Source organism: Achromobacter sp. JD417 (assembly GCF_041879325.1).
GTDB classification, from domain to species: domain Bacteria; phylum Pseudomonadota; class Gammaproteobacteria; order Burkholderiales; family Burkholderiaceae_B; genus Achromobacter; species Achromobacter mucicolens.
Genome location: NZ_CP087159.1, coordinates 1,258,768 through 1,282,971 on the forward strand (window position 1 = coordinate 1,258,768; position 24,204 = coordinate 1,282,971).

Consider the following 24,204-nt stretch of genomic DNA (forward strand, 5'->3'; position numbering starts at 1 on the left):
TCTCAGGCGGTCAGGGCGGCGGGTGCCGGTGCGTCCTGGCGGGCCCAGCACCAGACGCGGTGGCGGGCGCCCGCGTCGGTGGCGCCGGGCGCTTCCTCGGTGCAGCGCGGCAGGGCCTCGGGGCAGCGCGCCGCAAAGGCGCAGCCGCGCGAGGCAGGTGTGCGCACCGGAACGATGCCGGGCAGCTCGGCCAGCCGCGCGGTGTGGTCCTGCCCGTCGACGAAGTCGGGCAGCGAACGGATCAGCGCCTGCGTGTACGGGTGCTGCGGACGGTCCAGCACGTCGTCCACGCTGCCTTCCTCGACCTTGCGGCCGGCGTACATGACGATCACGCGCTGGCACATCTGCGCGACCACGCCCAGGTCGTGCGTGATCAGCACGATGGCCGTGCCCAGGCGCGCCTGGATATCGCGCAACAGGTGCAGGATCTGCGCCTGGATGGTGACGTCCAGCGCCGTGGTGGGCTCGTCGGCGATCAGGACCTTGGGCTGACAGGCCAGCGCCATGGCGATCATGGCGCGCTGGCGCATGCCGCCCGAGAGCTGATAGGGGTACTCGCGCACGCGGCGCGCCGGGTCGGAGATCTGCACCAGGTCCAGCAGCGCCTCGGCCTGCGTCAGCGCTTCGCGCCGCGACAGACCCTGGTGCAGCATTAGCGATTCGCTGATCTGCTTGCCCACCGTGATCACGGGATTCAAGGAGGTCATGGGCTCCTGGAAGATCATCGAGATCTTGTTGCCGCGAATGGCGCGCATCGATTTCTCGGGCAGGGCCAGGAGATCGCTGCCGTCGAATTCGATGCTGCCGCTGGCGACGCGGCCGGGGGCGCGCAGCAGCCGCATGATGGACAGCGACGTGACGCTCTTGCCGCAGCCCGATTCGCCCACCAGGCCCAGGGTTTCGCCGGGCAGTAGGTCGAACGAGAGCTTGTCGACGGCCAGCACGGTCGTGTCGTCGCCGTCGAAACAGGTGGTGAGGTCTTGCACGCGCAGGACGGGATTGGGTTGCATGTGCGCTCCTACAGCTTCTTGGCCAGGCGGGGATCGAGCATGTCGCGCAGCCCGTCGCCGACCAGATTGACGGCCAGGACGGCCACGCCCAGAAAGAGGCCCGGATACAGGATGATGTGGAACGCCACGGCCACGAAGTTGCGGCCTTCGGCCATGATGTTGCCCCAGCTCGGGATGTGCGGCGGAATGCCCACGCCCAGAAAGCTCAGCACGGCTTCGGTCAGGATGGCGGAGGCCGCGATGAACGTGGCCTGCACCATCAGCGGCGCAAACAGGTTGGGCAGGATGTGGCGCATCAGGATCGACGGCACCCGCGTGCCGACCGAGACGGCGGCCTCGATGTAGGGCTGCTCGCGGATGGTCAGGACCAGCGCGCGCACCAGGCGCACGACGCGTGGCACCTCGGGAATGACGATGGCGATGATGACGGTGCCCAGCCCTCCCTTCAGTGTGGCCATCAGCGCAATCGCCAGCAGCACGCCGGGGATGGCCATCAGGCCGTCCATGATGCGCATGATGACGGCGTCGATGCGGCGGAAGTAGCCGGCCATCATGCCCAGCACCACGCCGGCGGCGGTGGAGACGACGGCGACCACGATGCCGACCAGCAGCGAGATACGGGCGCCCCAGACAGTGCGCGAATAGACGTCGCGGCCCAGCGCGTCGGTGCCGAACAGGTGTTCGGCCGAGGGCGGCTTCATGCGCGCCATCGGATTGATTTCCTGCGGGTCGACGGTGGCCAGCCACGGCGCGGCCAGCGCGATGGCCGCGAGGATGATGAGGATCGCGCCGCCGGCGTACAGCATGGGATGGCGGCGCACCGACCGGAACGCGCGCCGCAGGCGCGGCCGCGTGGCGGGAAGGGGCAGGGTGGTCGTGTTCATGCGTGGCCTCTTCTCAATAGCGGATGCGGGGATCGAAGAGCCGGTAGCTCAGGTCGACCAGCAGGTTGATCAGCACGTAGATGCCCGAGGCCACCAGCAGCACGCCCTGGATGACCGGATAGTCGTGGCGCAGCACGGCGTCGATGGTCAGGCGGCCCAGGCCGGGGATCGCAAACACGGTCTCGGTCACGACGACCCCGCCGATCAGGAGCGCCACGCCGACGCCGATGGTCGTGACAATGGGATTGGCGGCGTTCTTGAGCGCATGCCAGACGATGGGACCGGACGACAGGCCCTTGGCGCGCGCGGTGCGGATGTAGTCTTCGGACAGGGCCTCCAGCATGGTGGCGCGCGTCATGCGCGTGAGCAGCGCCATGTACACCAGGCCCAGCGACAGACAGGGCAGCACCAGGTGGCGCAAGTAAGGCACGAGGCCATCGGCCAGGGGTTTGTAGCCCTGTACCGGCAGCCAGCCCAGCTTGATGGAAAAGCCGTACACCAGGCTGTAGCCGATCAGGAACACCGGCACCGAGAACGCGCACACCGCGCCTACCATCACCAGCCTGTCCAGCCACTTGCCGGCGTTCCATGCCGCCAGCACGCCCAGGGGGATTGCCGCCAGCACGGCGAACAGCATCGTGAAGAGCGCGATCGAGATCGTCGGGCCCATGCGCTGGGCGATGAGCTGCGAGACGGGCATCTGCGTGGAGATCGACGTGCCCAGGTCGCCCGTGGCGATATGGCTGACCCAGATGACGAACTGCTGCAACAGCGGCTTGTCCAGGCCCAGGTTCTGGCGGATTTTCTCGACGTCGTCGGCGGTGGCGTTGTCGCCCGCGATCACCGCTGCGGGATCGCCCGGCGACAGGTGTATCAGCAGGAACACCACAACCGCCACGACGGCCATGACGGGTATGACGGCCGCGATGCGGCGCAGGATGAATTTCACGCTGGATTCCCCCCGGCTTGCGGCCGGGCGCGCGCGGCGCCCGGCGTCGGCCTTACGGTTTTTCGATGTTCCACATCACCGGGATGCCGGACTTGACCAGCTCGGTGTGCTTGAGGCCGCGCACGGCAAAGACGGGCTTGAACTCGCCCCACATTACGTAGGGCACCGTCTGGTAGGCGCGCGCCTGGATCTGCGCGGCGATGTCCTTGCGTTTGGCGGCGTCCGTTTCGCGGATCCAGCTGGTGCGCAGGGTGTCCAGTTCCTTGTCGCAGGGCCAGCCCGGCAGGCTGTTGCCGCAGGCGGCGGACAGCCACGGATTGGTCACCGGCGTGCTGGCGTCGAAGTAACCGCCCCAGGTCAGGAAGATGTTCCAGCCGCCTTGCGCGGGCGGATCCTTCTTCAGGCGGCGTCCGGCCAGCGAGGCCCAGTCCATGGACTGCAGGTCCACGTTCACGCCGGCCTTCTTCATGTTCTGCGCCAGCACCATGACGGCGGGAGCGCTCAGGTGATCGGTGGGGTACAGCAGCACGACCTTCTCGCCCTTGTAGCCCGATTCCTGCAGCAGTTGCTTGGCGCGGGCCACGTCCGGCTTGGCGTAGGGCGCGGCGCCCGCGTCCGTGGCCAGGGGCGAACCGCAGATGTACATGGTGGGGCAGTAGTCGACGCGGTACTTGTCCGGGTAGCCCATCGCGGTCAGCATTTCCTTCTGGCTGACCAGGTGATACAGCGCCTGGCGCGCCAGCGGGTTGTTGAACGGCGGATGCAGGGAGTTGAGAATCACCATGCCTTGCGAGGCAACCGACGTGCTCAGCGTGATGTCGGGATTGGTTTCGAGCACCGGCAGGAAGTCGGGCGTGACCTGTTCGATCATGTCGACCTCGCCGTTCATCAGCGCGGCCGTAGACGTGTTGCCGTCGGGGATGTAGACCCACTCCACGCGGTCCACCTTCACGTTCTTGCCGCCCGCCAGGCCGTCCGGCGCTTCGGACCGCGGCACGTAGGCCGGGTTCTTCACGTATACCACCTTGTTGCCGGGCACCCATTCATCCCGCTTGAAAAGGAACGGACCCGACCCGACCATCTCGGTCACCTGGGTGTTCGGATCGGTGGCCGCCAGCCGCTTGGGCATGATGAAGGGCGGCATGCCGGAGGGTTTGGACAGCGCATCCAGCACCAGGCCGAAGGGCTCTTTCAGGGTCAGCGTGAATGTGTTTTCGTTGGTGGCCGCCAGTTCCGCGCCCGCCGCCATCATGGCCTGGCCCAACGTGTCCTTCTTGGCCCAGCGCTGGATCGAGGCAATGCAGTCCTCGGCCGTCACCGGCGTGCCGTCGCTGAACTTCAGGCCCGGGCGCAGCGTGAACGTCCAGGTCTTGCCGTCCTCGGACTTGGTCCAGGTGTCCACCATCTGCGGCTTGACCTGGCCTTGGCTGTCCTGGGCGAACAGGGTGTCGAACACCATGTAGCCGTGGTTGCGCGTGATGTAGGCGGTGTTAAAGAGCGGGTCCAGCGTCTTTAAGTCCGCATGCGGCACGAGGCGCAGGGTTTTGGTCTGGGCGAGCGCGCCGGTCGCGGCGCTCATGGCCAGGAGCGCGGCGGCTCCCAGCAGGCTGAAACGTCTGATCATGGATTTCCCCTTTGTTGATTCTGGTCTGCCCGTCATGGGCGGCTCGGGTGGTTGGTCCTGGGCATCGGGTCTTACTGCTTGAACGGCCACTTGGGCAGCTGGCGCTTCACGAACGGCAGCGTGTTGAGGTCATTCGTGATGGCGCCGGGCGTCTCGACGTAGATGACGTGGCGGCCCACCTTGGAGTACGAGGCGTAGAAGTGCTGCGAGGACTTCACGATGATGAGTTTCATCGCGGCCAGGTCCACGCCGAATTGGGTAAAGAGGTCGGTGCCCATCGCCTGGGTGCGCGAGGTGGTCATCACAAGCGTCACGCCGTGGGTGCGCACGACGGCAACGTCGCCCAGCAGCGCGGGCGTGCCGGCCAGACCGGTCATGACGGCGTCGCGCTTGAGCGCCAGGATCTCGCAGTCCAGGTCCAGCGGCTGGCCAGATACCGGCGCCACCTTGCCGCCCACACGCAGCTTGATCTGCGCGCCTTCACCGGCCTCAAAGCACAGCTGCACTGCAACCGGATCCCAGAACGGGCCGGTGGCGACATCGGTGATGCCGCGCGCCAGCACGCGTTCCAGAATGAACGTGGCATCGCTGGGCGCGCCGCCGCCCGCGTTGTCGGCCGAATCGGCCAGCACCACGGGAAATTCGGTGTGCGCCAGCGCCAGGTCCAGCGCTTCGTCGGCGCCGGGGTAGGGCGGCGCAAGCTGGTCGCGGAACCCGATGATCTCTTCGCCCAGCGTGCGCGCCAGCGCCGCGGCCTGCGCGGGGTTGCCGTCGGTATAGACCAGCACCTTCGAGCCCATGTCCGGCGTGTCGCCCCACGGAAAGCCGTGGGCGATGGACACGGACAGCACGCCTTCCTTGCCCTCCATGGCCAGCAGGCGGTCCACGAAGCTGCGCATCGGCTCGCGGCTGGTGTGCATGATGGAAATCATCTCGCAGTCGAAGACCGCGCGCGCGGGCTTGATGCGGCCCTCGGCGCGCGCCACGCACAGGTCGACCAGGTCGAAGGCGCGCTCCAGAATGTCGGTGTGGGGGTATTCCTTGAAACAGACCAGGAAGTCGGCGCTCTGGACCATCGTGTCCGTCAGGTGGCAGTGCGGGTCGAGCTCCGCGCCGATCACGGTATCGGGGCCCACGATCTCGCGCGCGCGTCGCAGCAGGTCGCCTTCGCAGTCGTCGTAGCCGTCGGCGACCATTGCGCCGTGCAGGCCAAAGAGGGCGATATCGACCTTGCCCGCGCGGCGCAGATCGTTCAGCAGCTCGTCGCGCAGCGTCTCGTAGGCGTGGCGGGTCGTGATGCCGGCCGGCGTCGCGCCTGCCGTCAGCCCTTCGATGAGGGTCCAGTCCTTGCCCGCGGCGCGCTGGCGCGCCGCCCACAGCGGACCCGAGAACATCTGCATGCGGTCCGGATGCTGGCCGGCCGGAAAATAGCCGCGCGCCCGGTAGGACGCCAGGCCGGTCGGGATAGGAGAAAAGGTGTTGGTCTCGGTCGCCAGGGACCCGGAAAAGATCTTCATGAATGACGCTCCGCGCAAAAAGTGGGGCTTTAGGGCGCGGGCATCGGGGCGCGCGCTTGGGGTGTCGCCCCGCCAGGCGCTGCGCCTGGCGGTGTCATGCAATCGAACGGGACAGCGTTCAGGCGGCAGGCGTCTTGGACTGAGCATCGCCCAGCCACGCCTGCACTTCGATCTCGACGTCCACGTCCATGGCCAGCTTGGCCTCGACGGTGGAGCGCGAGGGGAAATCGGAAGAGAAATGGCTGCGATAGGCCTCGTTGAACTGGGCGAAATGCGCCAGGTCGGTCAGCCACACGGTCACGCGCACCACGTCTTTCAGGCTTGCGCCGGCCAGGGCCAGGGTTTCCTTGATGCGCTCGATGGCGGCATGCGTCTGGGTGGCGACATCGCCGCGCACCACCTGGCCGGCGGCATCCATCGGGATCTGGCCGGACAGGAACAGGAAACCGCCCGCCTGGGTGGCGCGCGAGAAAGGCAGGGGCAGGGTGCTGGGGTAGCGGGTAATGGCGGTCATTTGGACAATCTCGGTGTCGTAGGCAATAAGGTCAGCGCAGGCGCTCGGGCCGCACGGCGTCGGCATTGACGCCATGCGCCTGCAGGTGGTCGGGAATGGGCTGGTGCGTCAGCAATGCGGCCGCCAGCTCGGACGTGGCCGCCGCGGTCTGGATGCCGTAGCCGCCTTGCGCCGCCAGCCAGAAGAACGCCGGCGTGGCCGCGTCCCAACCCACCACGAAGTCACCGTCGCGCACGAACGAGCGCAGGCCGGCCCAGGTGTGCTTGGGGCGGCGGATGGTCAGCGACGTGGCGGTTTCGATGCGGTAGATGCCGGTGGCGACATCCAGTTCCTCGGGCACCACGTCGTGCGCATCGACCGGGTCGGCATTGGCGGGCGAGCCTAGCAGCTGCCCCGCGTCGGGCTTGAAGTAGTAGCTTTCGTCCACGCCCACCACGGCGGGCCAGTGCGAGAAATCCATGTCCTCCGGACCGCTGAAGGTGAACGCGGTGCGGCGGCACGGCTGCAGGCCGACGGGGGCGGCGCCGCACAAGCCGGCGGTGTGGTCGGCCCAGGCGCCCGCGGCGTTGACGACGGCCCGCGCGCGGATCTGCCGGCCATCGGCCAGGGTCAGCGTCCAGACATCGTTCTCGAAAGCGGCGCCCACCAGTTCGGCGTTGTTGTGCAGCACGGCGCCCTGGCGGCTCATGCCGCGCAGAAAACCCTGGTGCAGCGCATGCACGTCGATATCGCGCGCATCGGGTTCCTCGATCGCGCCGCACAACTGGTCTTCGCGCAGGCAGGGCACGCGCTTGACGGCCTGGCTGGCGTCGATAAGGGTGACGTTTGGCGACTGGCGGTGGAAGTCTTCGAAGGCGTCCTGCAGCAGATCCTTCTGATCCGGCGTCCCGATGTACAGCACGCCGCGGGGGCTGAGCAGCGGATGCTCGCAGAAGCCTTCCGGCGGATGCTCGTAGAACGCGCGGCTGGCGCGCGTAAGCGCCTTGATCTGCGTGGTGCCGTAGGTCTCCATGAACATGGCCGCCGAACGGCCGGTGGAGTGATAACCGGGTTGGGACTCTCGTTCCAGCACCGCCACGGACGCCGAGGCGCTCAGGCGGTAGGCCACGGAGGCGCCGGCGATGCCCGCGCCGATCACGGCAAAATCGTATAGGGTTTCAGCAATCATTTTGTCGGAAGCGAGAATTCTCTTATTTGATAATTCTCGAATACGATAGTTTTTTGACGCGGCGGGGGTAATAGGGGAATGCCCGCATCGGGGCATGGGGAGCGCGCGGACGCGCGAATCGGGGGGCCGGCGCGCGATGCCGGCGGACGCGTCAGCCCAGCTTGCCCAGCAAGCCAATCAGCTTGCGCCGCTCTGCCGCGCCCAGCTTGGCGCTGATGCGGGCATCGTGCGCCTGCACGGCTTCGGTGATGGCGGCCAGCGCATCGTGGCCGGTCTGCGTCATGGCCAGCGCGTACGCGCGCCGGTCGTGCTCGGCCTCCTGGCGTTCCACGTAGCCCAGGTCCTGCAGCTGGTTCACGATCTGCACCGCGCCCGACCGCGCAATGCCCAGGATGCGGGCCAGGTCGGTGAGCTTGAGGTTTTCGTTCGCGGCGATCAGCGTCAGCGCCGAGTACCGCTGCGGCGTGATGTCCCACGGCGCCAGCGCGGCCAGGAAGTCCTCGTAGATCAGGATCTGCGCGCGCCGGATCGCGTAGCCGACCAGGTCGTCCAGTGCGCCGTACTGAACGCCGGGCACGTGCGGATCGAAGTGTTCGCCACGGGCCGCGGGGCGGCGAGGGCGTTGGACGGATGCTCTGGACATGGGGGCGGATCGCGGACGGGGCCTCAACACTAATGCAGGCATTGTCGCCGCGCCACCGGATTGCGGGAAATCCCTCGTGCGGAACGCGGGGCGATTTTGTTATGTTGCATAACAAATAAGATTAGGAGTAGACATGCAAATCGTCATTGCCGGCGCGGGTATCGGCGGGCTGACTCTCGCGCTGATGCTGCACCGCCGCGGCATCGGCTGCCGCATTTATGAAAGCGCGCAGGAATTGCGCCCGCTCGGCGTCGGCATCAACCTGCTGCCCCACGCCGTTAGCGAGATCGAACAGCTGGGCCTGATGCCCGCGCTGGCCGAACGCGCCATCGAGACCTCGCAGCTGCACTACTACAACAAGCTGGGCCAGCCGATCTGGCGCGAGCCGCGCGGCCGCGAGGCCGGCTATCCGCTGCCGCAGTTCTCGGTGCATCGCGGCGAGTTCCAGATGCTGCTTGCGCAGGCCGTGCGCGAGCGCCTGGGTCCGGATGCCATCGTCCCCGGCATGGTGCTGGAGTCCGCCACCCAGGACGCGGACGGCGTGCAGGCGCAGTTCCGCAGCCGCGCGGACAACACGCTGCACACCGTGCAGGGCGACATCCTGGTCGGCGCCGACGGCATTCATTCCGCGCTGCGGCGCCAGCTCCATCCCGTGGGAGACGAACCCCGGTTCTCCGGCCGCATGCTGTGGCGCGCGGTGACCGAGGCACCGCCGTATCTGGACGGGCGCAGCATGTTCATGGCGGGGCACCAGGATCAGAAGTTCGTGTGCTACCCGATTTCGGAACCGCTGCGCCGGCAAGGCCGCTCGCTCATCAACTGGATCGCCGAGCTGTCCATTCCGGGCGCGGAACTGCCCGCCACCGACTGGAATCGCAAGGTCGACAAGTCCGTCTTCGCGGACCGCTTTGCCGACTGGCGCTGGGACTGGATCGACATCCCGGCCATCATCGACGGCGCCGAGGCGATCTACGAATTTCCGCTGGTCGATCGCGACCCCTTGCCGCGCTGGACGCGCGGGCGCTTCACGCTGCTGGGCGACGCCGCGCATCCGATGTACCCGATCGGCTCCAACGGATCGGCGCAGGCCATCCTGGACGCGCGCTGCCTGGCTGACTGGCTGGATCAGGCCGTGCGCGGCAAGGCGCGCTCGGCCGAGGTCGCGCTGCTGGAGTACGAAGCCGAACGCCTGCCGCGTACCGCGGGCATCGTGCTGCGCAACCGCCTGAACGGCCCCGAGCAGGTGATGCAGATGGCCGAAGAGCGCGCGCCGGCAGGGTTCGCGGATATCAACGACGTGATTTCGGGCGAGGAGCTGGCGGCGGTGTCGCTGCGCTACAAGCAGCTTGCGGGCTTTGACCCGGCGGCGCTGCGCCTTGCCCGCGGAGAGAAACCATGAGCGGCGCCGATGCCATGAACGACACGCAGGCCCCCCGGCTTGAACACGTAGCCACCGTCGTGGTCGACGTGGGCGCGCCGCAGGAAGTGGGCGATACGCCGCAGGGGCGCCGCCGCGTGATCCCGATCACCGGCGGCACGGTCCAGGGACCGCGCCTGTCGGGCAAGGTGCTGCCCGGCGGCGCGGACTTCCAGATCATCCGGTCGGCCACCTTCACGGACATCCACGCGCGCTACGTCATCGAGACGCCCGCGGGCGAACGCGTGTATGTCGAAAACACCGGCATCCGCACCGGCAGCGCCGAGGACATTGCGCGGCTGGCGCGCGGCGAAGCCGTCGATCCGGCGCGCATCTACTTTCGCAGCTATCCCCGTTTCGAGACGTCCTCGCCCACGCTGGGCTGGATGAACGAAAGCCTTTTCATCGGTACCGGCGCGCGCTATCCCGATCGCGTCGAGCTGCGCTTCTATCGCATTTGCTGACCCCGCGGCAGCCGCCGCGGCATTAAAAAAACCAGGAGACAACCATGCAAACGATGCTGCGCCGCCTGCTGGGCGGCTTACTGCTGTCCGTGCCGCTTGCCGCGGCCGCGCAATTTCCCAATGGGCCGGTGCGCCTGAACGTGGGCTTTCCGCCCGGCACCGGGCCCGATATCGTGGCGCGCACCCTGTCCCAGCACATGGGCCCGCTGCTGGGCGAAAGCGTGGTGGTGGAAAACAAGGTGGGCGCGGGCGGGCAGATCGCCGCGCAGACCGTCGCGCGCAGTCCGGCCGACGGCCAGACGTTGCTGCTGGGCGAGGTCGGGTCGATCAGCATTTCGCCCGCCACGTACCGCAATCTGAATTACGATCCGCCGCGCGATTTCGCCCCGATTTCCGAGGTGGTGCGCGCCGACTTCGTGCTGGTCGTGCCGGCCACGTCGCCCTACAAGGACCTGGCGGCGTTCATCGACGCCGCGAAAAAGGCGCCGGACCGCCTGAACTTCGCCACCTTCGGCGCGGGCACGCCGGGCCACTTCGGCGCCGAGCTCTTTGCGCGCGAGGCCGGCCTGAAGATCGAAGCCATCCACTACCGTTCGACCGGAGATGCCGTCTCCGGGCTGGTGTCCGGCGGCGTGCAGGCGGCGTTCGTGACGACCGCGCTGGCCGCGCCCCAGGTGCAGGGCGGCAAGCTGCGCGCGCTGGCCACCACGGGCGCGCAACGCACCCAGGCCCTGGCCGATGTGCCGACTTTTGCCGAGCGCGGCTTGCCAGCGGTCAACTTCGGCGCCTGGTTTGCGCTATTCGCCCCGGCCGGCACGCCCGACGCCGTGCTTACCCGCCTGCAGGCCGACAGTGCAGCCGCGCTGCGCCAGCCCGCCGCCGTGAAGACGCTGGGCGAGGCTGGCTTCGTCGTCGTGGGTTCGGACCGCCAGGCCCTGCAGGCGCTGCTGACCGCCGAATCCAAGCGCTGGACCGAGGTGGTGAAGGCGACGGGGTTCCGCGCCGACTGAGGATCCGGAGGGGCGCAACGTCCGTGTATTTGCCGCCCCGACGCACCGATTTCACCCGTTTGATCTCACCGGTGGAACAGTTTGTTCCAGCCGAAGTGCGGTTGAACGGGTATTCGCGTCATGGTCCAGCCGGTAGAATGCCTCCCATCGTCATCTCTATCTACTGGTCGAAAGGTCAAAACATGAGCAACGCATATCTCGAAGCGCTCAAGCAGCGCCGCACGCAGTATTCGCTGGGCCGCAACCTGTCGGCCTCCAAGGAAGAACTGACCACGCTGATCCAGGAAGCGATCAAGCACAGCCCGTCGTCCTTCAACTCGCAAAGCTCGCGCGCCGTGATCCTGTTTGGCGCCGAAAGCGAAAAGCTCTGGAACCTGACCACGGAAGAAGTGCGCAAGGTTGCGCCGGCCGAAGGTTTCGACAAGACCGAAGCCAAGCTCAAGAGCTTTGCCGCCGGCGTGGGCACGATCCTGTTCTTCGAAGACCAGGACGTGGTGCGCAGCCTGCAGGAAAAGTTTGCGCTGTACGCCGACAACTTCCCCGTGTGGTCCGAGCAGTCGGGCGGCATGGCCCAGCTTTCCGTCTGGACCGCGCTGGCCAACGCCGGCGTCGGCGCCAGCCTGCAGCACTACAACCCGCTGATCGACGCCGCCGTGGCGCGTGAGTGGAACGTCCCCGCCTACTGGAAGCTGCGCGCGCAGATGCCGTTCGGCTCGAACGAAGCCGGTTTCGGCGACAAGCCGTTCATGGACGACGCCGAACGCTTCCGCGTGTTTGGCTGATCGCCTCGGGCGCGCCGCGCGCGCCCGGCATGACCGCGGTCTTCAGGCCCGCATGGCTCGACAGCGCCATGCGGGCTTTGTCATTTTCGGGCGGCGGATGGCGCTATAGTCGACTGAGCCTGTCAACCCGAAAGGAAACGTCATGCAGACCAACGAGATCCATCGCGGCCGCCTGATCGATCACATCCAGCTTGTCGTGCGGGACCTGCCCGCCAGCCAGCGCTTTTACCAGGCAGTGTTCGACGCCCTGGAGGTGCCCATGGGCGGCACGGCGGACGACTACTTCTGGGCCGACGAACTGTTCGTGTCGACGGCCGACAGCCAGGCCGCACTGGGCCAGTTGACGGGTCGCCACCATCTTGCGTTCCAGGCGCGCGATCAGGCGATGGTGGACGCGTTCTACAAGGCGGCGCTGGCCCACGGCGGCCAGGACAACGGCGCGCCGGGATTTCGCGATTACCACCCCGGCTACTACGGCGCATTCGTGCTGGATCCGGACGGCAACAACATCGAAGCCGTGTTCCACGGCGAAGCCCGGCGCAGCGCGCCGTCCGTCACGGTGACGTTCTGAACGGAGCGCGTCCGTGCAACTGCGCCATCTCCGGTATTTCGTGAAGATCGTCGAAGCGGGCAGTTTCTCCCGCGCGGCGGCGCTCATTCCGGTGGCGCAGCCGGCGCTCAGCCAGCAGATCGCGGCGCTCGAAGAAGAGCTGGGCGTGACGCTATTGCACCGCAGTGCGCGGGGCGCGCGTCCCACGGCCGCCGGCGCCGCGCTGTACACGGAAGCCGCTTCCATCCTGAGTCGCATGGAGCGCATCCCGCAGATCGTGCGCTCGCTGGGCGGCGACATCCAGGGCGTGGTGCGGATCGGCATGTCGTCCACGCTGGCGTCGTTCCTGGCGGGCGAATTGATGGAAAAGTGCCGGGCATCGCTGCCCAAGATCAGCCTGCGCTTCAGCAGCGACGCAAGCGGCCAGTTGGGGGCCCGGATCCGCGACAGTTCGCTCGACCTGGCGCTGGTGTTCGAGGACGAGCCGACCACCGGCTTTGCGCGCCAGCCACTCTTCCGGCAACGGCTGTTCGTGGTCAGCCCGCGCAAGCCGGGGCGCCGGCCTTGCGCCATGCGCTTTGAGCAACTGGCCGGCATGCCGCTCATCCTGCCCGCCCATCCCAACATGACGCGCAACCTGCTGGACCGGCTGTTTTCCGAAGCCGGCATCGTGCCGCAGGTGGTCGCGGAAACCGAGGTTTTCTCGGGGATGCTGTCGGCGGTGCAGGCGGGCATCGGCCACACCATCCTGCCGCTTGGCGACTTCTCGCGCGCACCCGGGCATGCCCAGGTGTCGGCGGCGATGATCGAGCCGCCCGTCTATCTGACCGCGGCGGTCATCGCCTCCAGCGACGTGCCGCTGGCGCCGCCAGCCGAGGCGGTGCGCACGCTGCTCAGCGAATTCGTCATGCGCCACGTCGCGGAAAAGGGACTGGCCGGCGCGGAACCGCTGGCGTCCTGACGCGCCGCCGACAGGCCAGACAGCCATATCGGCGGCCGATACCCGCATATCGACATAGTATTTTTCCTGCCGCCGAAGCCGGCGCAAAGTGCACTCCCAGGCAGCAACCGCAATGTCCGCGGCCTGCAAACAGGAGAGTGACGATGGCAAAGCTGGTTTATCGCGTGGTGTCCGCGTGCGGCGCGCTGGGATATGGATTTCCCCGTGAATCGCTGCAGAAGGCGCTGGAAGGGCGTATCGATGCCGTGATCTCGGATGCGGGGTCGATGGACGCCGGCCCGTATTACCTGGACACGGGCACCGAATACTTCGAACGCGAGGCCGTGAAGGCGGACTTTCGCCACATGGTCGAGGCGGGCGAGCGCATCGACGGACCGGTCATCCTGGGCAGCTGCGGCATGGCCGGCGGCAACCGCAACCTGGATTGGATGATCGACGTCGCCAAGGAAGTCTTTGACGAGCTGGGCGTGAAGGACCGCACCGTGGCCGTCATCCGGTCCGAGCTGGACCCGGCCAGCGTGATCCGGGAATTCCGGGCGGGCGCGCTGCGGCCCACGGGCGCGGGCCCCGAGCTGGACGCGGCGGCGCTGGAAGAGAGCACCATCGTGGGACAGATGGGCGTGCATCCCCTCATCACGGCATTGGACAGCGGCGCGAAGTATGTGCTGGCCGGCCGGTCGTGCGACATTGCGCTGTTCGCGTCCGACATGATCCGCCGCGGCATCGACCCGGGGCTGGCCTATCACGTCGGCCACGTGCTGGAATGCGGCGCGCTGGCCTGCGACCCGGGTTCGCCGTCGGATTGTCTGGTCGCGGAAATCTACGACGACGGCACCGCGCTTTTCGTGGCGCCGGATCCGGGTCGGCGCTGCACGCCGTATTCGATTGCCGCGCATTCGCTCTACGAGGAAAGCCATCCCCAGCTCCAGTTCTATCCCGAGGGGATCCTGGCGATGGAGCACACCGAATTCTTCGCGCGCGATGCGCGCACCGCCGGCATCCGCAACAGCCAGTTCGTGCAGGCAGGCAAACCCTGGCCGTGGAGCATCAAGCTGGAAGGCGCGCGGCGGCTGGGCAAGCGCAAGGTGTCGCTGGTTCACCTGGACCCCACGGATCTGCCGCGCGTGCCCGCCGACGTGCTGGTCTACGGCCGCAACGGGGTGCAGGCCGTGCCGCTGCGCGAGGGCGAAGCGGAGTTGGGCCTGATCGTGGAAACCTGCGCGGCCACGCCGCAGGCGGCCGAAACGCTGGCCAGCCTGCTGACCCACTACCTGATCCACTATGGCTATGCCGGCCGCAAGGCCACCGCGGGCAACATTGCCTATCCGCTGTCGCCCAACCTGGTGAGCTTTCAGCGCGAGGACGGCCAGTATGGCGCGGTGGTTCCCAGCGGCACGCGCGATCCGGTGTTCCAGGCCAACTACCCGATGATCAAGGACGCCGTGCTCAAGCTGGTGCAGGCAGAGTTTCCGGACGCATTGCGCGCCGCAACGTGGAAGATCCATGAAGCCGACACCAGCCGGCCGGTGGCGCTGGTTCGCACCATCGACCGCGATGCCGCGCAGCTTGCCGAGAGACATCAGGCCGACCTGAAACGCCTGTTGTCGCTGGCCCCCGCCCGTGACGGCTCGCGCCTGAACATGGACGCGGGCGACGCCTACGAATGGACGCTTTATCACCTCTTGCAGAACGAGGACATCATCAAGAACCGCATGTTCCCGATCACGTACTTCCGCATCAACGGCGCGGCGTGGAGGGAAAGCGGATCCGACCGGCCGCGGTACGCGGACATCGGCATCACGGGCTACGAGGGCAACCTGGACGATCGCACGCTGTCCCTGATCGCCGACGTGCCGCCTGCAGGAACGCCGCAGCGCGAGCAGCCGCTGCTGGACATGGCCGTGGTGGTGCGCAGCAAGGACGCCGGCATCAACCGGCTGACGTTCGACATCGTGTTCAATTCGGCCACCGACTACGAGGCCGCGCTGCGTTCGAACGTGTTCTGCGCGGCCAACGTGGCGCGTGTGCTGGGCGTGGCGCCCGAGCGCGTGGTGGGCACGTTCTTCGTGGATAGCTGCAATGCCATCAAGCTGACGATCGACCGCCCGAACATTTCGGCCTCGCCTGACGAGCGCGACGTGTTCGGGGCGCAGCAGCAGGCCGTCATCGAGCGCCTGTCGATACCGCATTACGCAGAGCGCCTGGCGATGGCCTCGGCGTTGTAGCGCGCATCGCCCGGCCCGCCGCTCGCCCAATACCAGGGCGGACGGCGGGTTTGCCGTTTTTAGGGCGTCCCCGGATTCATGCCAGAATGGCACGCTGTTCACCCGCCATCGAACCCGAGAAGAATCCGATGAGACCTGGAATTCCCGCACTACGGTTGCTGTCCCTGGCCGGCTTGTTCGCGTTGTCCGCGCCTGCGCTGGCCATCGATTGCAAGAAGGCCGCCACCGGCGTCGAGAAACTGATCTGCGCCGACCGCGGCGCCGTTTCGGCCGACGCCGCGTTGAACCGCGACTACAGTGCGCTCTTGAAGGCGGCGCCCGATGCCGAAATTCGCACCATGCTGGTCGACGGCCAGAAGCGTTGGCTGGCGGCGCGCGACAACGCACTGGAAAGATTGATCGAGTCGCCCGACCTGCTGCCCGACGGCAAGACCCCCGCACAGGCGGCGCGCAGCCTGATTCTTGCGCGCAGCGCCCAGTTCAAGGAAAAGGCCAAGGGGTCCGACACCCCGGTCCTGATCGCGCGGGCGCTGGAACAGCGCAAATTCCGCGCGCAGTTCACCGGCGGCCCGTTTGCCGGCTTCGCGTCGTCGTGCGACGTGCTGCCGCCCGACTACAACAACTACGCCTGCTTTGCCACACGCCATTACCAGAACAAGGACCGCGTCTGCACGATCGACGAGTACTGGGCGTCCGGCGGCGTCTACACGAAGCGCTACGTGGCCAACGTCGAGAACGGCAGGCCCAAGGTCATCGCGTCGTGCTCGTTCAGCAGCGCCGACGAGGCGTGCAGCGACGGCAATGGCAAGACCCATTGGAACCGGTCGCCGGCAAAGCCCGATTTCGCTTATGCCGACAAGCCGCTGCCAAAGATCGACGGCGAGATCTTCGATACCGACGACTACGAATGGGCGCAGGCCTGCCTGGCCAGTCCGGCCTATCCCGACGGAAAGTAGCGCGCGCTGACGCCCGCGGCGGCGCGGACGGCAGACGAAAGTGTCAGACTGTAATTCGCGCGCCGCGCTCGCAAGATTTGGAAACGGTATGGCCGGCGCGCTGGCCATTTCGTCCACACCACGGACGTAGAATGCCGCTTTTCTTTCCGGCCAGCGGCTGACAGGAACCAATCATGAAAAAAACCCTCCTTCTTGCATCCGTTTGCGCCGCGCTGCTGTCTGCCTGCGCGCCCGCGACCTCTCCCCATGAAGGATCGTCCGCCATGCCTGATTCCGCCGCCACGTCAGCCGCCACCCAAGCCGGCCTCTCCGCCTACCACTGGCGCCTGACCGCCGCCACCGACCCCGCGGGCAAGGCCATCGCGGCGCTGCAAAAGGGGGTCGAACATCAGGTGCGGCTGACCTTCAAGGACGATGGCGTCAATGTCCGCGGCGGCTGCAACGCGCAGTTCGGCGGGTACACGTACAAGAATGGCGTGCTGACCATCGCGAACCTGGCCTCCACGATGAAGGCGTGCGAACAAAGCCTGATGCAGCTCGACGCGGAAATCGCCCAGCGGCTCAAAGGGCAATTGCGCGTGACGCTGTCGGGCGACAAGGCCGAGCCCGCCCTGGAACTGGCCGCGCAGGACGGCAGCGTCCTGACGTTCATCGGCGAACCGACGCCCGAAACCCTGTATGGCAGCACGGGCCAGATCATGTTCCTGGAAGTGGCGGCCAAGCGTGCCGAGTGCAGCCATCCGATGATTCCGCACTACCAGTGCCTGATGGTGCGCGAGCGTAAATTCAACGAGGCGGGCATCGCCTTGCCCGCGCCGGACAAGTGGCAGCCGCTGTATCAGTCGATCGAGGGATTCGAGCACCAGGACGGCGTGCGCACCGTGCTGCGCGTCAAGCGCTACGACTGGAAGAATCCGCCCGCCGATGCGCCGTCCAAGGTCTACGTGCTGGACATGGTGGTCGAGCAGGACGCGTCGGGCAAGGCAGCGAAGCGATAGCTGCCAGCGCCGGGTCACCAGGTGATGTAGAACATCGCCTTGGCCAGCACGACAATGGCGACCATGTGACAGAACACGCTGGTGTGCAGCCGGCTTTGCAGCGCGCCGGTTAGCTTGCGCCGGCGTGCCATCACCAACGCCGTCACGACGTGAACCAGCACGCTGACGGCCAGCAGGATCTTCACGGTCAGCAGCAGCCCGAACGATGAGGCCAGCGGCGCGGCAAGCGCACCGCGATGCTGCCAGGCCAGCCCCAACCCCGCCAGGTACAGCACCAGCACCGACCAGGGCACCACCGAACGCACCCGGGGCCCAAGCTGGCTGCCCAGCGCCTTGCGCACGTCCGGGGGCAGGCGCCGGTGCACCGGTTCCAGGAACAGCACCTCGAAAGCGACGGTGCCGACGAACAGGAAGGCGGCAAGCAGGTGCAGGATGAGCAGCACGGGATAGAGGGTCATGGCGGTATTCTCCGCCGCCGGATGGCGGCGGGAAATGACAAACATCAAGGGGGCGGGGCCCCGTCTGACACCGTACCCAGCAAGCAGCCCGATCAAAAAGCCGGGATGTCAGCTCACTTGCCCGCAGGCTGCAGCGTCAACGTATCCGAGCGCTGGCTGTCCACCTTGGCGCGGCTGAACGCCATGGGGAAATACTCGCCCGTCGCCCAGCCCTTGAGCAGATCCTGGTAGTGCGGGCTGCGCGGATCCGCCGATTGGCCCGGCACGTTCTGCACGCGCGAGTTGTCCCAGTCGGCCACGTCGATCACCTGGCGGTACGATGCGCCGCTGGTTTGGCGGAAGTCGCTCTTGCGGAACGTCGCGCGGTGCACGGTGTCGTTGTCGCCGCCCACCGGATAGCGCGGCGTGGCCCAAGCCTTGGCCGTGTCGGGCGGCAGGAGGCTGGCCAGGCTGTGATCGAACTGGATGTGGTGCAGCTTGCCCCACTGCCACTGTGTCGAATCCGGCCCCATCTTGGCGGTGAGCTTCGTCAGGCCGTCGGCCAGCGCCTGCAATAGCAGGGCGTCGCGGCCCTGTTCAGGCCGGGGGCCGAAAGCGGTGTCGGGCGTGGCCAGCTTTTCCAGTGTCCGGCGGGTGGAAAGGTCGCCGAAGGCGGCGCGTCCGTTTGCCGGCACGTACAGGTCGGTCACGCGCTTGACGACTTCGGGCAACCAGAACGCGTACACGGTCGCCGCACGGGAGTCGGTCTCCATGCGGTAATCCCAGTCCTTCAAGAGGCTCAGCGCCGCGCCGACGTTCGGGTCCGCCGAGTTCAACGACTTGGCGTAACCGCCCAGCGTGCGGGCCGGGATCGACAGGTTGTCGAACTGCAAGTCCTGGGATTGCTGCACGGTCAGGCCCCGGCCGTCGGCCACCACCTCCCGGATGCGCTGCACGCGGAAGGGTTCGGCCCACGTGCGCGCCGACATGTCCTTGTACGGGTAGTTGGCGGGCAGGTTGTACTCATTGGCCGTGGCGACATAGCCTTCGGGCGGGTTGAAGACGCGCGGCAGGGAACTGCCGGGCAGCACGCCCCGCCATTCGAAGTCGCCGTTGCCGGGCACGGGCAGCATGCCGGACCAGTCATTGCGCGGACGGATCGGCGCGATGCTGCCGCCGAACCAGCCGATGTTGCCGTCCACGTCGGCGTACACCATGTTCTCGCTTGGCGTGTAGTGCTTTTCCATGCCCGCCACGAACTCGTTCCAGTTCTGCGCCTGGTTCAGGCGAAGGCTGGCCAGGTAGGCCGCCGTCCCCGGAAATTCCAGATAGGCGGCGCGCAGGGCGTAGGCCTTGCGCCGCACCGGGTCTTCATGGATGACCGGCCCGTGGCGCGTGAATTTCAGGCTGCGTGTTGCTGGCGAGGCGCCGCGCACGGCAATCGTCTCGTCGATCTGGCGCATCTTTTCCCAGCCGCCCTGGTAGCGGTATTCGCTGGGGTTGGCGGGATTGGTGTCGTAGACGTAGAGGTCTTCCTCGTCGCCGAAGGCGAAGATGGTCAGGCCGAACGCGATGCGGTCGTTGTGTCCCATCGAGACGCCGGGCAACGCCGGTTCGCCCGCGCCGATCACGTTCCAGCCCGGCGCATTCAGGTGAACCATGTAGCGCAGCGACGGCATGGTGATGGACCGGTGCGGGTCGCCCGCCAGAATGGGCTTGCCGGTCGCGGTGCGTTCGCCGCTCAGCGTCCAGTTGTTGCTTTCATAGCGCGGCGCCAGCGGGTCGAAGGCCGGATCCAGCGAGGCAAGCCGGCCCTCGGACAAGGCGCTGGCCAGCTTGGCCCGTTCGTCGGCGGCGAGCGGGCTGCGCGGGAAGTCGCCCGCCTCGAACTTCTGACCGTCGCGCGCCAGCCGGTAGGTGGCGAGCACGGACTTGTTGATCTGGCGCACGTCCAGACCGGCGGGCACCTGCAACGCCAGGGGCGGCTCGAAGGTGGTCAGCCCCTGCACGGCATTGAGCCCCAGTGCGGCGATCTGCTCGGACATCCGCACTTCCTCGCTGACGTTGCGCGTCAGCCCGTAGATGCGGATCAGCGAGGTCTCCGGGCTCCAGTAGCCGGGCTCGGTGCCGGTCAGCTTGAACTCCGGCGGCATCTGGTCGGGATTGGCCTTGACCCAGTTCACGTAGGCGTTGATGCCATTGGCGAACGCCGTCAGGATGGCCTGGCCGTCGGGGTGGTAGCTTGCGAATTCCGCCTGCATGTCGCCCCGGTAGCGGAAAAGCCGCGCCGCGCGGTCTTGCTCGATGAAACGCGGGCCGAACTGTTCGGCCATCTTGCCTTCGCCCTGGCGGCGCCACAGGTCCAGCTGCCACAGGCGGTCGCGCGCCGCGGAAAAGCCCTGGGCAAAGAACAGGTCGGCCTGGTTCTTGGCGTAGATGTGGGACACGCCGTGCTTGTCCCTGACGATTTCCACGGGCTGCGACAGCCCCGCCATGGCGATCGTTTCCTTCTTGCCGCCTGGCGAGGCGCAGCCCGCCAGCACTGCAATCAGGCCGCTCGCCAGCAATGCGGCGGCCCTGCGCTTGAACGTACGCATAGACTTCTCCTCCGGGTTATTGATCTTTTCTATGCCGGCGGTACGCAAGACGCAGGCAGCCGCGCCAAACGCAACACCATGCAACGGCTAGAACTAAAGCAGAAGCGCGGGGAGAAGTGTTTTATTTGATTAATTCTGGCAGGACTTGTAACGCCTTGGCGCACGCCGTTTGCCGGGGACGCACTGCCGGCCGGCTGGCTTGCTTGGACGTGCGCGATGTCATGACATTTTTCGTCACGACATCGCGGGGTGGCCCAACCCGCAGGGTCAGGTCAGGCCACGCGCCGCGGCAATCACCACCGTCGCTGCGAACCCGTCTGGCTGGCGGGCGGTTGGGCCATGTCGCCGCCGCGCACCGAACTGACGTACTTCTGGTAGTCGGTGATATAGGTCGGGCTGTTGATGTTGGGGGTTTCTTCGCCGGCCCATTGGGCTTCGACGCCCGATTCCTTCCACGCCGCCAGATCGCGTTCGACCTCGGCGCGGGTAGGGGTGTAGTTGGACGGCGGCGCGGCCGTGGCGGGGGCGGAGGCCGCAGGTTGCGCACCGGCAGGGCCGGACAGCAGGGCAAAAGCCGCCAGCGCGGCCGGAACAAGGGCGCGTAAGGGAAGTAGGGGCTTCATGTGGGAACTCCTGGTGACGAACAGGGGCGCCGGACCGGGGCTCAGGCTCTCTCGAGCAAAGGCCTTTGGATGAGGCCGGCGCAGGCCGGGGGAAGGCATCCGGCGGACATGGGGCCGCCCGGTACTCATGCCTTCGGATTCATCGTAGGGCCGCATGGGTGCAGACCACATACTCAAGATTGAGTACGCCGCGTCATCCTTGCGCTACAGCAGCGAGGCCAGCCGGACCAGTTCCGATTGCCGGCTGCACTCCATCTTGGTCAGCAGCGACGCCACCTGTTTGCGCACCGTCAGGACGGAGGCATGACGCAGGGTGGCAACCTCCTCGACGCTATGACCCGCCGCCAATCCCGCCAGCACCGCGGCCTCGGCATGCGTGATGGAGAACACCGATTGCAGCTTGGTGACGTCCGGCATTGCAAAGGCGCTCTTCTTGCGCATGCGCATCAGCAGCATCCGGCCGCCGATGAGGCTGAGCGCGGGCGGCGCCGCGCTGATGTCGACCCAGAAGAGTTCCCCCCACCCCGATGCGGTGGCCATCGACCGCATCTGGCCGTCGCGCGCCACCGCGGCGCAGTGCGCGTCGAACAGCCGCTGCACCTTGGCGTCGGCGTGGCGCAGCCTGCGGCCATGCAGGGTCCAGCCATTGACGTCGTCCAGAAACCCCACCGCCAACGGCGACAGCTTGTCGACGATGCAATCCACGCTGATGAGCAGCACCGCTTCGTGGACTTCTGAAAATGCGCTTTCCAGCGACTTCCAGCCGATGGCGCGATTGCGCTCGCGCTGCGACAGTTGATGACGCAGCACGCGAAAGTACCGGCCAAAGTCGCCGGATTGCAGCCGGTCGCCGGCCTTTGCATCCACGGACGAACGTTGAAAGCCGATCGCCGCGTGCAGGACGGTGTTCGATTCGATGATGAGCGACAGCAGTTGCGCCATGCGATGCCGGACCATGAAGTCCGCGTAGAACTCGGTGCGGTGCAACTGGGCGGCGTCGTACATCCGCGCGGTGTCCAGCCACGTGCCGGCCGGGGCATGGCGCCCGTCCTGCTCAAGGATGTCGCAGCTGTAGAAATGCGCTTGGTAGTCCGACGCGCACGCGTCGGAGAAACCGATGGCGGACAGCGTCAACAGCTTGTTCCTGGCGTCGAACACGATGAGCGTTCCGCTGTCGGCCCCGACCAGATCGCGGGCCGTGCCCAGGATGTCGCGCCACGGCGGCTCGGGATCGGTCAGATGGTCCACGGCCTCGACGGCGCGGCGCAAGGCGATTCGATGATCGGGCATGGCGTGCCTCCAACTCTGGTTCAGACGTAAACGCTGCTACGTGTCACAGATGGTTGTAGGTGGCGCCGGCCGGCAAGGGGGCGGCGCACCGCTGCTGCGGATCAAAGCGGCGGGCGCGCCGCGCATATCAGGTTGGCAATGGCGGTGGGCCCAGCGCCGATTATCGTCGCAAACTTGCGCGCAAGGCGCATTTCGCCGCGCATTTTCACGCGGCAAATGCCGCGTTGATGCGGCGATACCGGGCTAATTCAACCGCCTTGCGCAGAGGCGCCCTTGCCGTGCCGTCTACTACGCCAGCAGCCGCAGCAGCCGCGCCTTGTGCGGGCCACGATGGCATCGATGTCGTCGCGCGCTTGCAGCGTGTCGAACCAGCGGTGGATGGCGGCCAGCGTTTCGTCCTGGATCGCTTGGGCGGTCTTGTGATGCAGGCCAATGGGGCGGGATACGTCGGACATCCTGAGGCGTGAAGAGTGCGGCAATTGCGCCGAATGCTACACGATCGGGCGCCGCGCCCGTCTCAATGGCGGGATGCGAAATCTCCGATGGCGGCCGCGGGCGACAGCGCGAACGAGGCCTTCATGTCGCGCACTTCCTCGATGGGCGTGCGGCCGAAAAAGCGCTTGAATTCGCGGCTGAACTGCGAGGCGCTCTCGTAACCCACGCGCGCCGAGGCCGACGCCGCCGTCAGGCCGTCGCGGATCATCATGAGCCGCGCGTGATGCAGGCGCGTGGACTTGATGTACTGGACCGGCGAGGTCTGCGTGACCGCCTTGAAATTGACATGGAAGGCCGGCACGCTCATGCCGGCTTCCTGCGCCAGGTGCGTCACGTCCAGCGGTTGTGAAAAGTCCGTATGGATGCGCCGCAGCGCCCGGGCGACGCGGCCGAAGCGGCCCGGGTGCGCCAGGGCCGCGCGCAAGGCGTCGCCTTGATCGCCGGTGAGGACGCGAAAGCAGATCTCGCGCACGAGCGCCGGGCCCAGGATCTCGGCATCCAGCGGGTTGCACAGCGCGCGCAGCAGGCGCACGGTGGCGTCCGCCAGTTCCATCGACAACGGGGTGGAAGCAATGCCCAGCGGCGCCTCGCCGGATTGGGCATCGCCCGAGCGCGCGCCGGCAAGCGCGTCGATCGCCACCACCAGGTCCGCCACGGTGGTCAGGTCCAGCCGGATGGACACGGCCAGCAAGGGTTCTTCACGGCTGGCCTGCGTTTCGGTGGAAAAGGGCAGGGGAACGGACAGCACCAGATAGTGCTGCGCGTCGTACACGTAGACCTCATCGCCCAGGAAGCCGAGCTTGCGGCCCTGGCAGACGATGACGATGCCGGGTTCGTACAGGACCGGCGTGCGGCCGAGCGGACGGTCCGAGCGCATGAAGCGCACCCCGTCCAGCGCGGACAGGCTGTAGCCCTCGTTGGGCGCCAGGCGTTCGATGAGGGCAATCATTTCGCGCGACTGCGGACTGGACGGTAGCGTCATGGGGGCATCCCGTGTTTCGGTTCCGGTGCGGCACATTCTACCGGCGTCTTCCCGGCCGGAACATGGCGGGCGATAGAAATAGGCAAGGGTGCGATAGACGCGGGTATT

The 24,204-nt window shown here is 67.0% G+C and carries 24 protein-coding genes; 9 read left to right on the forward strand and 15 right to left on the reverse strand.

Annotation, left to right across the window (positions count from 1 at the left end; translation table 11 throughout):
• Nucleotides 1-2: 2 nt before the first annotated feature.
• The 8 genes from LN047_RS05800 to LN047_RS05835 form a co-directional block, all read right to left on the reverse strand.
• Nucleotides 3-1,010: an ABC transporter ATP-binding protein gene (locus tag LN047_RS05800; protein WP_056321568.1), complete on the reverse strand. Its 1,008-nt coding sequence runs from the start codon at nucleotides 1,008-1,010 to the stop codon at nucleotides 3-5.
• 8 nt (nucleotides 1,011-1,018) lie between these two features.
• Nucleotides 1,019-1,894, reverse strand: coding sequence for an ABC transporter permease (locus tag LN047_RS05805; protein WP_175235196.1), 876 nt, complete (start codon nucleotides 1,892-1,894; stop codon nucleotides 1,019-1,021).
• 13 nt (nucleotides 1,895-1,907) lie between these two features.
• On the reverse strand, nucleotides 1,908-2,843 hold the full coding sequence (locus tag LN047_RS05810; protein WP_175156782.1) for an ABC transporter permease: 936 nt from the start codon (nucleotides 2,841-2,843) through the stop codon (nucleotides 1,908-1,910).
• Nucleotides 2,844-2,895: 52 nt separating this feature from the next.
• The gene (locus LN047_RS05815; protein WP_108006514.1) at nucleotides 2,896-4,467 is read right to left on the reverse strand and encodes an ABC transporter substrate-binding protein; all 1,572 of its coding nucleotides are present in this window, start codon (nucleotides 4,465-4,467) and stop codon (nucleotides 2,896-2,898) included.
• Nucleotides 4,468-4,538: 71 nt separating this feature from the next.
• On the reverse strand, nucleotides 4,539-5,984 hold the full coding sequence (locus LN047_RS05820) for a M81 family metallopeptidase (RefSeq protein WP_175235195.1): 1,446 nt from the start codon (nucleotides 5,982-5,984) through the stop codon (nucleotides 4,539-4,541).
• A gap of 118 nt (nucleotides 5,985-6,102) precedes the next feature.
• Complete coding sequence (locus LN047_RS05825) at nucleotides 6,103-6,498, reverse strand: RidA family protein (protein ID WP_175235194.1); 396 nt, start codon at nucleotides 6,496-6,498, stop codon at nucleotides 6,103-6,105.
• Nucleotides 6,499-6,529: 31 nt separating this feature from the next.
• Nucleotides 6,530-7,666 carry an FAD-binding oxidoreductase gene (locus LN047_RS05830; RefSeq protein ID WP_142050479.1) on the reverse strand — a complete coding sequence of 379 codons (1,137 nt, stop codon included), beginning with the start codon at nucleotides 7,664-7,666 and terminating at the stop codon, nucleotides 6,530-6,532.
• 151 nt (nucleotides 7,667-7,817) lie between these two features.
• Nucleotides 7,818-8,309 (reverse strand): MarR family winged helix-turn-helix transcriptional regulator, encoded by a 492-nt coding sequence (locus LN047_RS05835; protein ID WP_056321583.1) that lies wholly within the window; start codon nucleotides 8,307-8,309, stop codon nucleotides 7,818-7,820.
• A gap of 133 nt (nucleotides 8,310-8,442) precedes the next feature.
• On the opposite strand from LN047_RS05835, the gene LN047_RS05840 reads away from it, so the two are divergent.
• The 8 genes from LN047_RS05840 (at nucleotide 8,443) to LN047_RS05875 (ending at nucleotide 16,674) form a co-directional block, all read left to right on the forward strand.
• The gene (locus LN047_RS05840) at nucleotides 8,443-9,708 is read left to right on the forward strand and encodes a flavin-dependent oxidoreductase (protein ID WP_280017249.1); all 1,266 of its coding nucleotides are present in this window, start codon (nucleotides 8,443-8,445) and stop codon (nucleotides 9,706-9,708) included.
• The gene (locus LN047_RS05845) at nucleotides 9,705-10,190 is read left to right on the forward strand and encodes a DUF3237 domain-containing protein (RefSeq protein WP_128829209.1); all 486 of its coding nucleotides are present in this window, start codon (nucleotides 9,705-9,707) and stop codon (nucleotides 10,188-10,190) included. The genes LN047_RS05840 and LN047_RS05845 overlap by 4 nt, the downstream gene beginning before the upstream one ends.
• Nucleotides 10,191-10,234: 44 nt before the next feature.
• Nucleotides 10,235-11,200, forward strand: coding sequence for a Bug family tripartite tricarboxylate transporter substrate binding protein (locus LN047_RS05850; RefSeq protein ID WP_373981304.1), 966 nt, complete (start codon nucleotides 10,235-10,237; stop codon nucleotides 11,198-11,200).
• A gap of 182 nt (nucleotides 11,201-11,382) precedes the next feature.
• Nucleotides 11,383-11,982 carry a nitroreductase family protein gene (locus LN047_RS05855; RefSeq protein ID WP_056322712.1) on the forward strand — a complete coding sequence of 200 codons (600 nt, stop codon included), beginning with the start codon at nucleotides 11,383-11,385 and terminating at the stop codon, nucleotides 11,980-11,982.
• A gap of 142 nt (nucleotides 11,983-12,124) precedes the next feature.
• Nucleotides 12,125-12,553: a VOC family protein gene (locus LN047_RS05860; protein ID WP_056321595.1), complete on the forward strand. Its 429-nt coding sequence runs from the start codon at nucleotides 12,125-12,127 to the stop codon at nucleotides 12,551-12,553.
• 13 nt (nucleotides 12,554-12,566) lie between these two features.
• The gene (locus tag LN047_RS05865) at nucleotides 12,567-13,493 is read left to right on the forward strand and encodes a LysR substrate-binding domain-containing protein (protein ID WP_373981305.1); all 927 of its coding nucleotides are present in this window, start codon (nucleotides 12,567-12,569) and stop codon (nucleotides 13,491-13,493) included.
• A gap of 143 nt (nucleotides 13,494-13,636) precedes the next feature.
• On the forward strand, nucleotides 13,637-15,718 hold the full coding sequence (locus LN047_RS05870) for a DUF4387 family protein (RefSeq protein ID WP_373981306.1): 2,082 nt from the start codon (nucleotides 13,637-13,639) through the stop codon (nucleotides 15,716-15,718).
• Nucleotides 15,719-15,846: 128 nt separating this feature from the next.
• Nucleotides 15,847-16,674, forward strand: coding sequence for a lysozyme inhibitor LprI family protein (locus LN047_RS05875; protein ID WP_373981307.1), 828 nt, complete (start codon nucleotides 15,847-15,849; stop codon nucleotides 16,672-16,674).
• A gap of 43 nt (nucleotides 16,675-16,717) precedes the next feature.
• On the opposite strand, the gene LN047_RS05880 is transcribed toward LN047_RS05875, so the two are convergent.
• Nucleotides 16,718-16,939, reverse strand: a complete 222-nt coding sequence (locus LN047_RS05880; protein WP_373981308.1) for a hypothetical protein — start codon at nucleotides 16,937-16,939, stop codon at nucleotides 16,718-16,720.
• Here LN047_RS05880 and LN047_RS05885 point away from each other — a divergent pair.
• Nucleotides 16,938-17,672 carry a DUF4377 domain-containing protein gene (locus LN047_RS05885; protein WP_373981309.1) on the forward strand — a complete coding sequence of 245 codons (735 nt, stop codon included), beginning with the start codon at nucleotides 16,938-16,940 and terminating at the stop codon, nucleotides 17,670-17,672. The two genes, LN047_RS05880 and LN047_RS05885, sit on opposite strands and share 2 nt — an antisense overlap.
• 14 nt (nucleotides 17,673-17,686) lie before the next feature.
• On the opposite strand, the gene LN047_RS05890 is transcribed toward LN047_RS05885, so the two are convergent.
• The 6 genes from LN047_RS05890 to LN047_RS05915 all read right to left on the reverse strand — a co-directional run bounded on the left by LN047_RS05890 (nucleotide 17,687) and on the right by LN047_RS05915 (nucleotide 24,096).
• Nucleotides 17,687-18,130, reverse strand: a complete 444-nt coding sequence (locus LN047_RS05890; RefSeq protein WP_373981310.1) for a CopD family copper resistance protein — start codon at nucleotides 18,128-18,130, stop codon at nucleotides 17,687-17,689.
• A gap of 113 nt (nucleotides 18,131-18,243) precedes the next feature.
• On the reverse strand, nucleotides 18,244-20,706 hold the full coding sequence (locus tag LN047_RS05895) for a penicillin acylase family protein (protein ID WP_152383638.1): 2,463 nt from the start codon (nucleotides 20,704-20,706) through the stop codon (nucleotides 18,244-18,246).
• Nucleotides 20,707-20,999: 293 nt separating this feature from the next.
• Nucleotides 21,000-21,329 carry a DUF4148 domain-containing protein gene (locus LN047_RS05900; RefSeq protein WP_175156774.1) on the reverse strand — a complete coding sequence of 110 codons (330 nt, stop codon included), beginning with the start codon at nucleotides 21,327-21,329 and terminating at the stop codon, nucleotides 21,000-21,002.
• A 204-nt stretch (nucleotides 21,330-21,533) separates the two neighbouring features.
• Nucleotides 21,534-22,619, reverse strand: a complete 1,086-nt coding sequence (locus LN047_RS05905; RefSeq protein ID WP_180098989.1) for a LuxR C-terminal-related transcriptional regulator — start codon at nucleotides 22,617-22,619, stop codon at nucleotides 21,534-21,536.
• 248 nt (nucleotides 22,620-22,867) lie between these two features.
• The gene (locus LN047_RS05910) at nucleotides 22,868-23,074 is read right to left on the reverse strand and encodes a hypothetical protein (protein WP_373981311.1); all 207 of its coding nucleotides are present in this window, start codon (nucleotides 23,072-23,074) and stop codon (nucleotides 22,868-22,870) included.
• A gap of 62 nt (nucleotides 23,075-23,136) precedes the next feature.
• Nucleotides 23,137-24,096, reverse strand: coding sequence for an AraC family transcriptional regulator N-terminal domain-containing protein (locus LN047_RS05915; protein ID WP_373981312.1), 960 nt, complete (start codon nucleotides 24,094-24,096; stop codon nucleotides 23,137-23,139).
• Nucleotides 24,097-24,204: the final 108 nt, after the last annotated feature.

Coding starts and splice junctions, on each gene's coding strand:
- LN047_RS05800 (WP_056321568.1), bottom strand. CDS start 1,010: ATGCAACCCAATCCCGTCCTGCGCGTGCAAGACCTCACCACCTGTTTC.
- LN047_RS05805 (WP_175235196.1), bottom strand. CDS start 1,894: ATGAACACGACCACCCTGCCCCTTCCCGCCACGCGGCCGCGCCTGCGG.
- LN047_RS05815 (WP_108006514.1), bottom strand. CDS start 4,467: ATGATCAGACGTTTCAGCCTGCTGGGAGCCGCCGCGCTCCTGGCCATG.
- LN047_RS05820 (WP_175235195.1), bottom strand. CDS start 5,984: ATGAAGATCTTTTCCGGGTCCCTGGCGACCGAGACCAACACCTTTTCT.
- LN047_RS05825 (WP_175235194.1), bottom strand. CDS start 6,498: ATGACCGCCATTACCCGCTACCCCAGCACCCTGCCCCTGCCTTTCTCG.
- LN047_RS05830 (WP_142050479.1), bottom strand. CDS start 7,666: ATGATTGCTGAAACCCTATACGATTTTGCCGTGATCGGCGCGGGCATC.
- LN047_RS05835 (WP_056321583.1), bottom strand. CDS start 8,309: ATGTCCAGAGCATCCGTCCAACGCCCTCGCCGCCCCGCGGCCCGTGGC.
- LN047_RS05840 (WP_280017249.1), top strand. CDS start 8,443: ATGCAAATCGTCATTGCCGGCGCGGGTATCGGCGGGCTGACTCTCGCG.
- LN047_RS05845 (WP_128829209.1), top strand. CDS start 9,705: ATGAGCGGCGCCGATGCCATGAACGACACGCAGGCCCCCCGGCTTGAA.
- LN047_RS05850 (WP_373981304.1), top strand. CDS start 10,235: ATGCAAACGATGCTGCGCCGCCTGCTGGGCGGCTTACTGCTGTCCGTG.
- LN047_RS05855 (WP_056322712.1), top strand. CDS start 11,383: ATGAGCAACGCATATCTCGAAGCGCTCAAGCAGCGCCGCACGCAGTAT.
- LN047_RS05860 (WP_056321595.1), top strand. CDS start 12,125: ATGCAGACCAACGAGATCCATCGCGGCCGCCTGATCGATCACATCCAG.
- LN047_RS05870 (WP_373981306.1), top strand. CDS start 13,637: ATGGCAAAGCTGGTTTATCGCGTGGTGTCCGCGTGCGGCGCGCTGGGA.
- LN047_RS05875 (WP_373981307.1), top strand. CDS start 15,847: ATGAGACCTGGAATTCCCGCACTACGGTTGCTGTCCCTGGCCGGCTTG.
- LN047_RS05885 (WP_373981309.1), top strand. CDS start 16,938: ATGCCTGATTCCGCCGCCACGTCAGCCGCCACCCAAGCCGGCCTCTCC.
- LN047_RS05880 (WP_373981308.1), bottom strand. CDS start 16,939: ATGGCGGACGATCCTTCATGGGGAGAGGTCGCGGGCGCGCAGGCAGAC.
- LN047_RS05890 (WP_373981310.1), bottom strand. CDS start 18,130: ATGACCCTCTATCCCGTGCTGCTCATCCTGCACCTGCTTGCCGCCTTC.
- LN047_RS05895 (WP_152383638.1), bottom strand. CDS start 20,706: ATGCGTACGTTCAAGCGCAGGGCCGCCGCATTGCTGGCGAGCGGCCTG.
- LN047_RS05900 (WP_175156774.1), bottom strand. CDS start 21,329: ATGAAGCCCCTACTTCCCTTACGCGCCCTTGTTCCGGCCGCGCTGGCG.
- LN047_RS05905 (WP_180098989.1), bottom strand. CDS start 22,619: ATGCCCGATCATCGAATCGCCTTGCGCCGCGCCGTCGAGGCCGTGGAC.
- LN047_RS05910 (WP_373981311.1), bottom strand. CDS start 23,074: ATGTCCGACGTATCCCGCCCCATTGGCCTGCATCACAAGACCGCCCAA.
- LN047_RS05915 (WP_373981312.1), bottom strand. CDS start 24,096: ATGACGCTACCGTCCAGTCCGCAGTCGCGCGAAATGATTGCCCTCATC.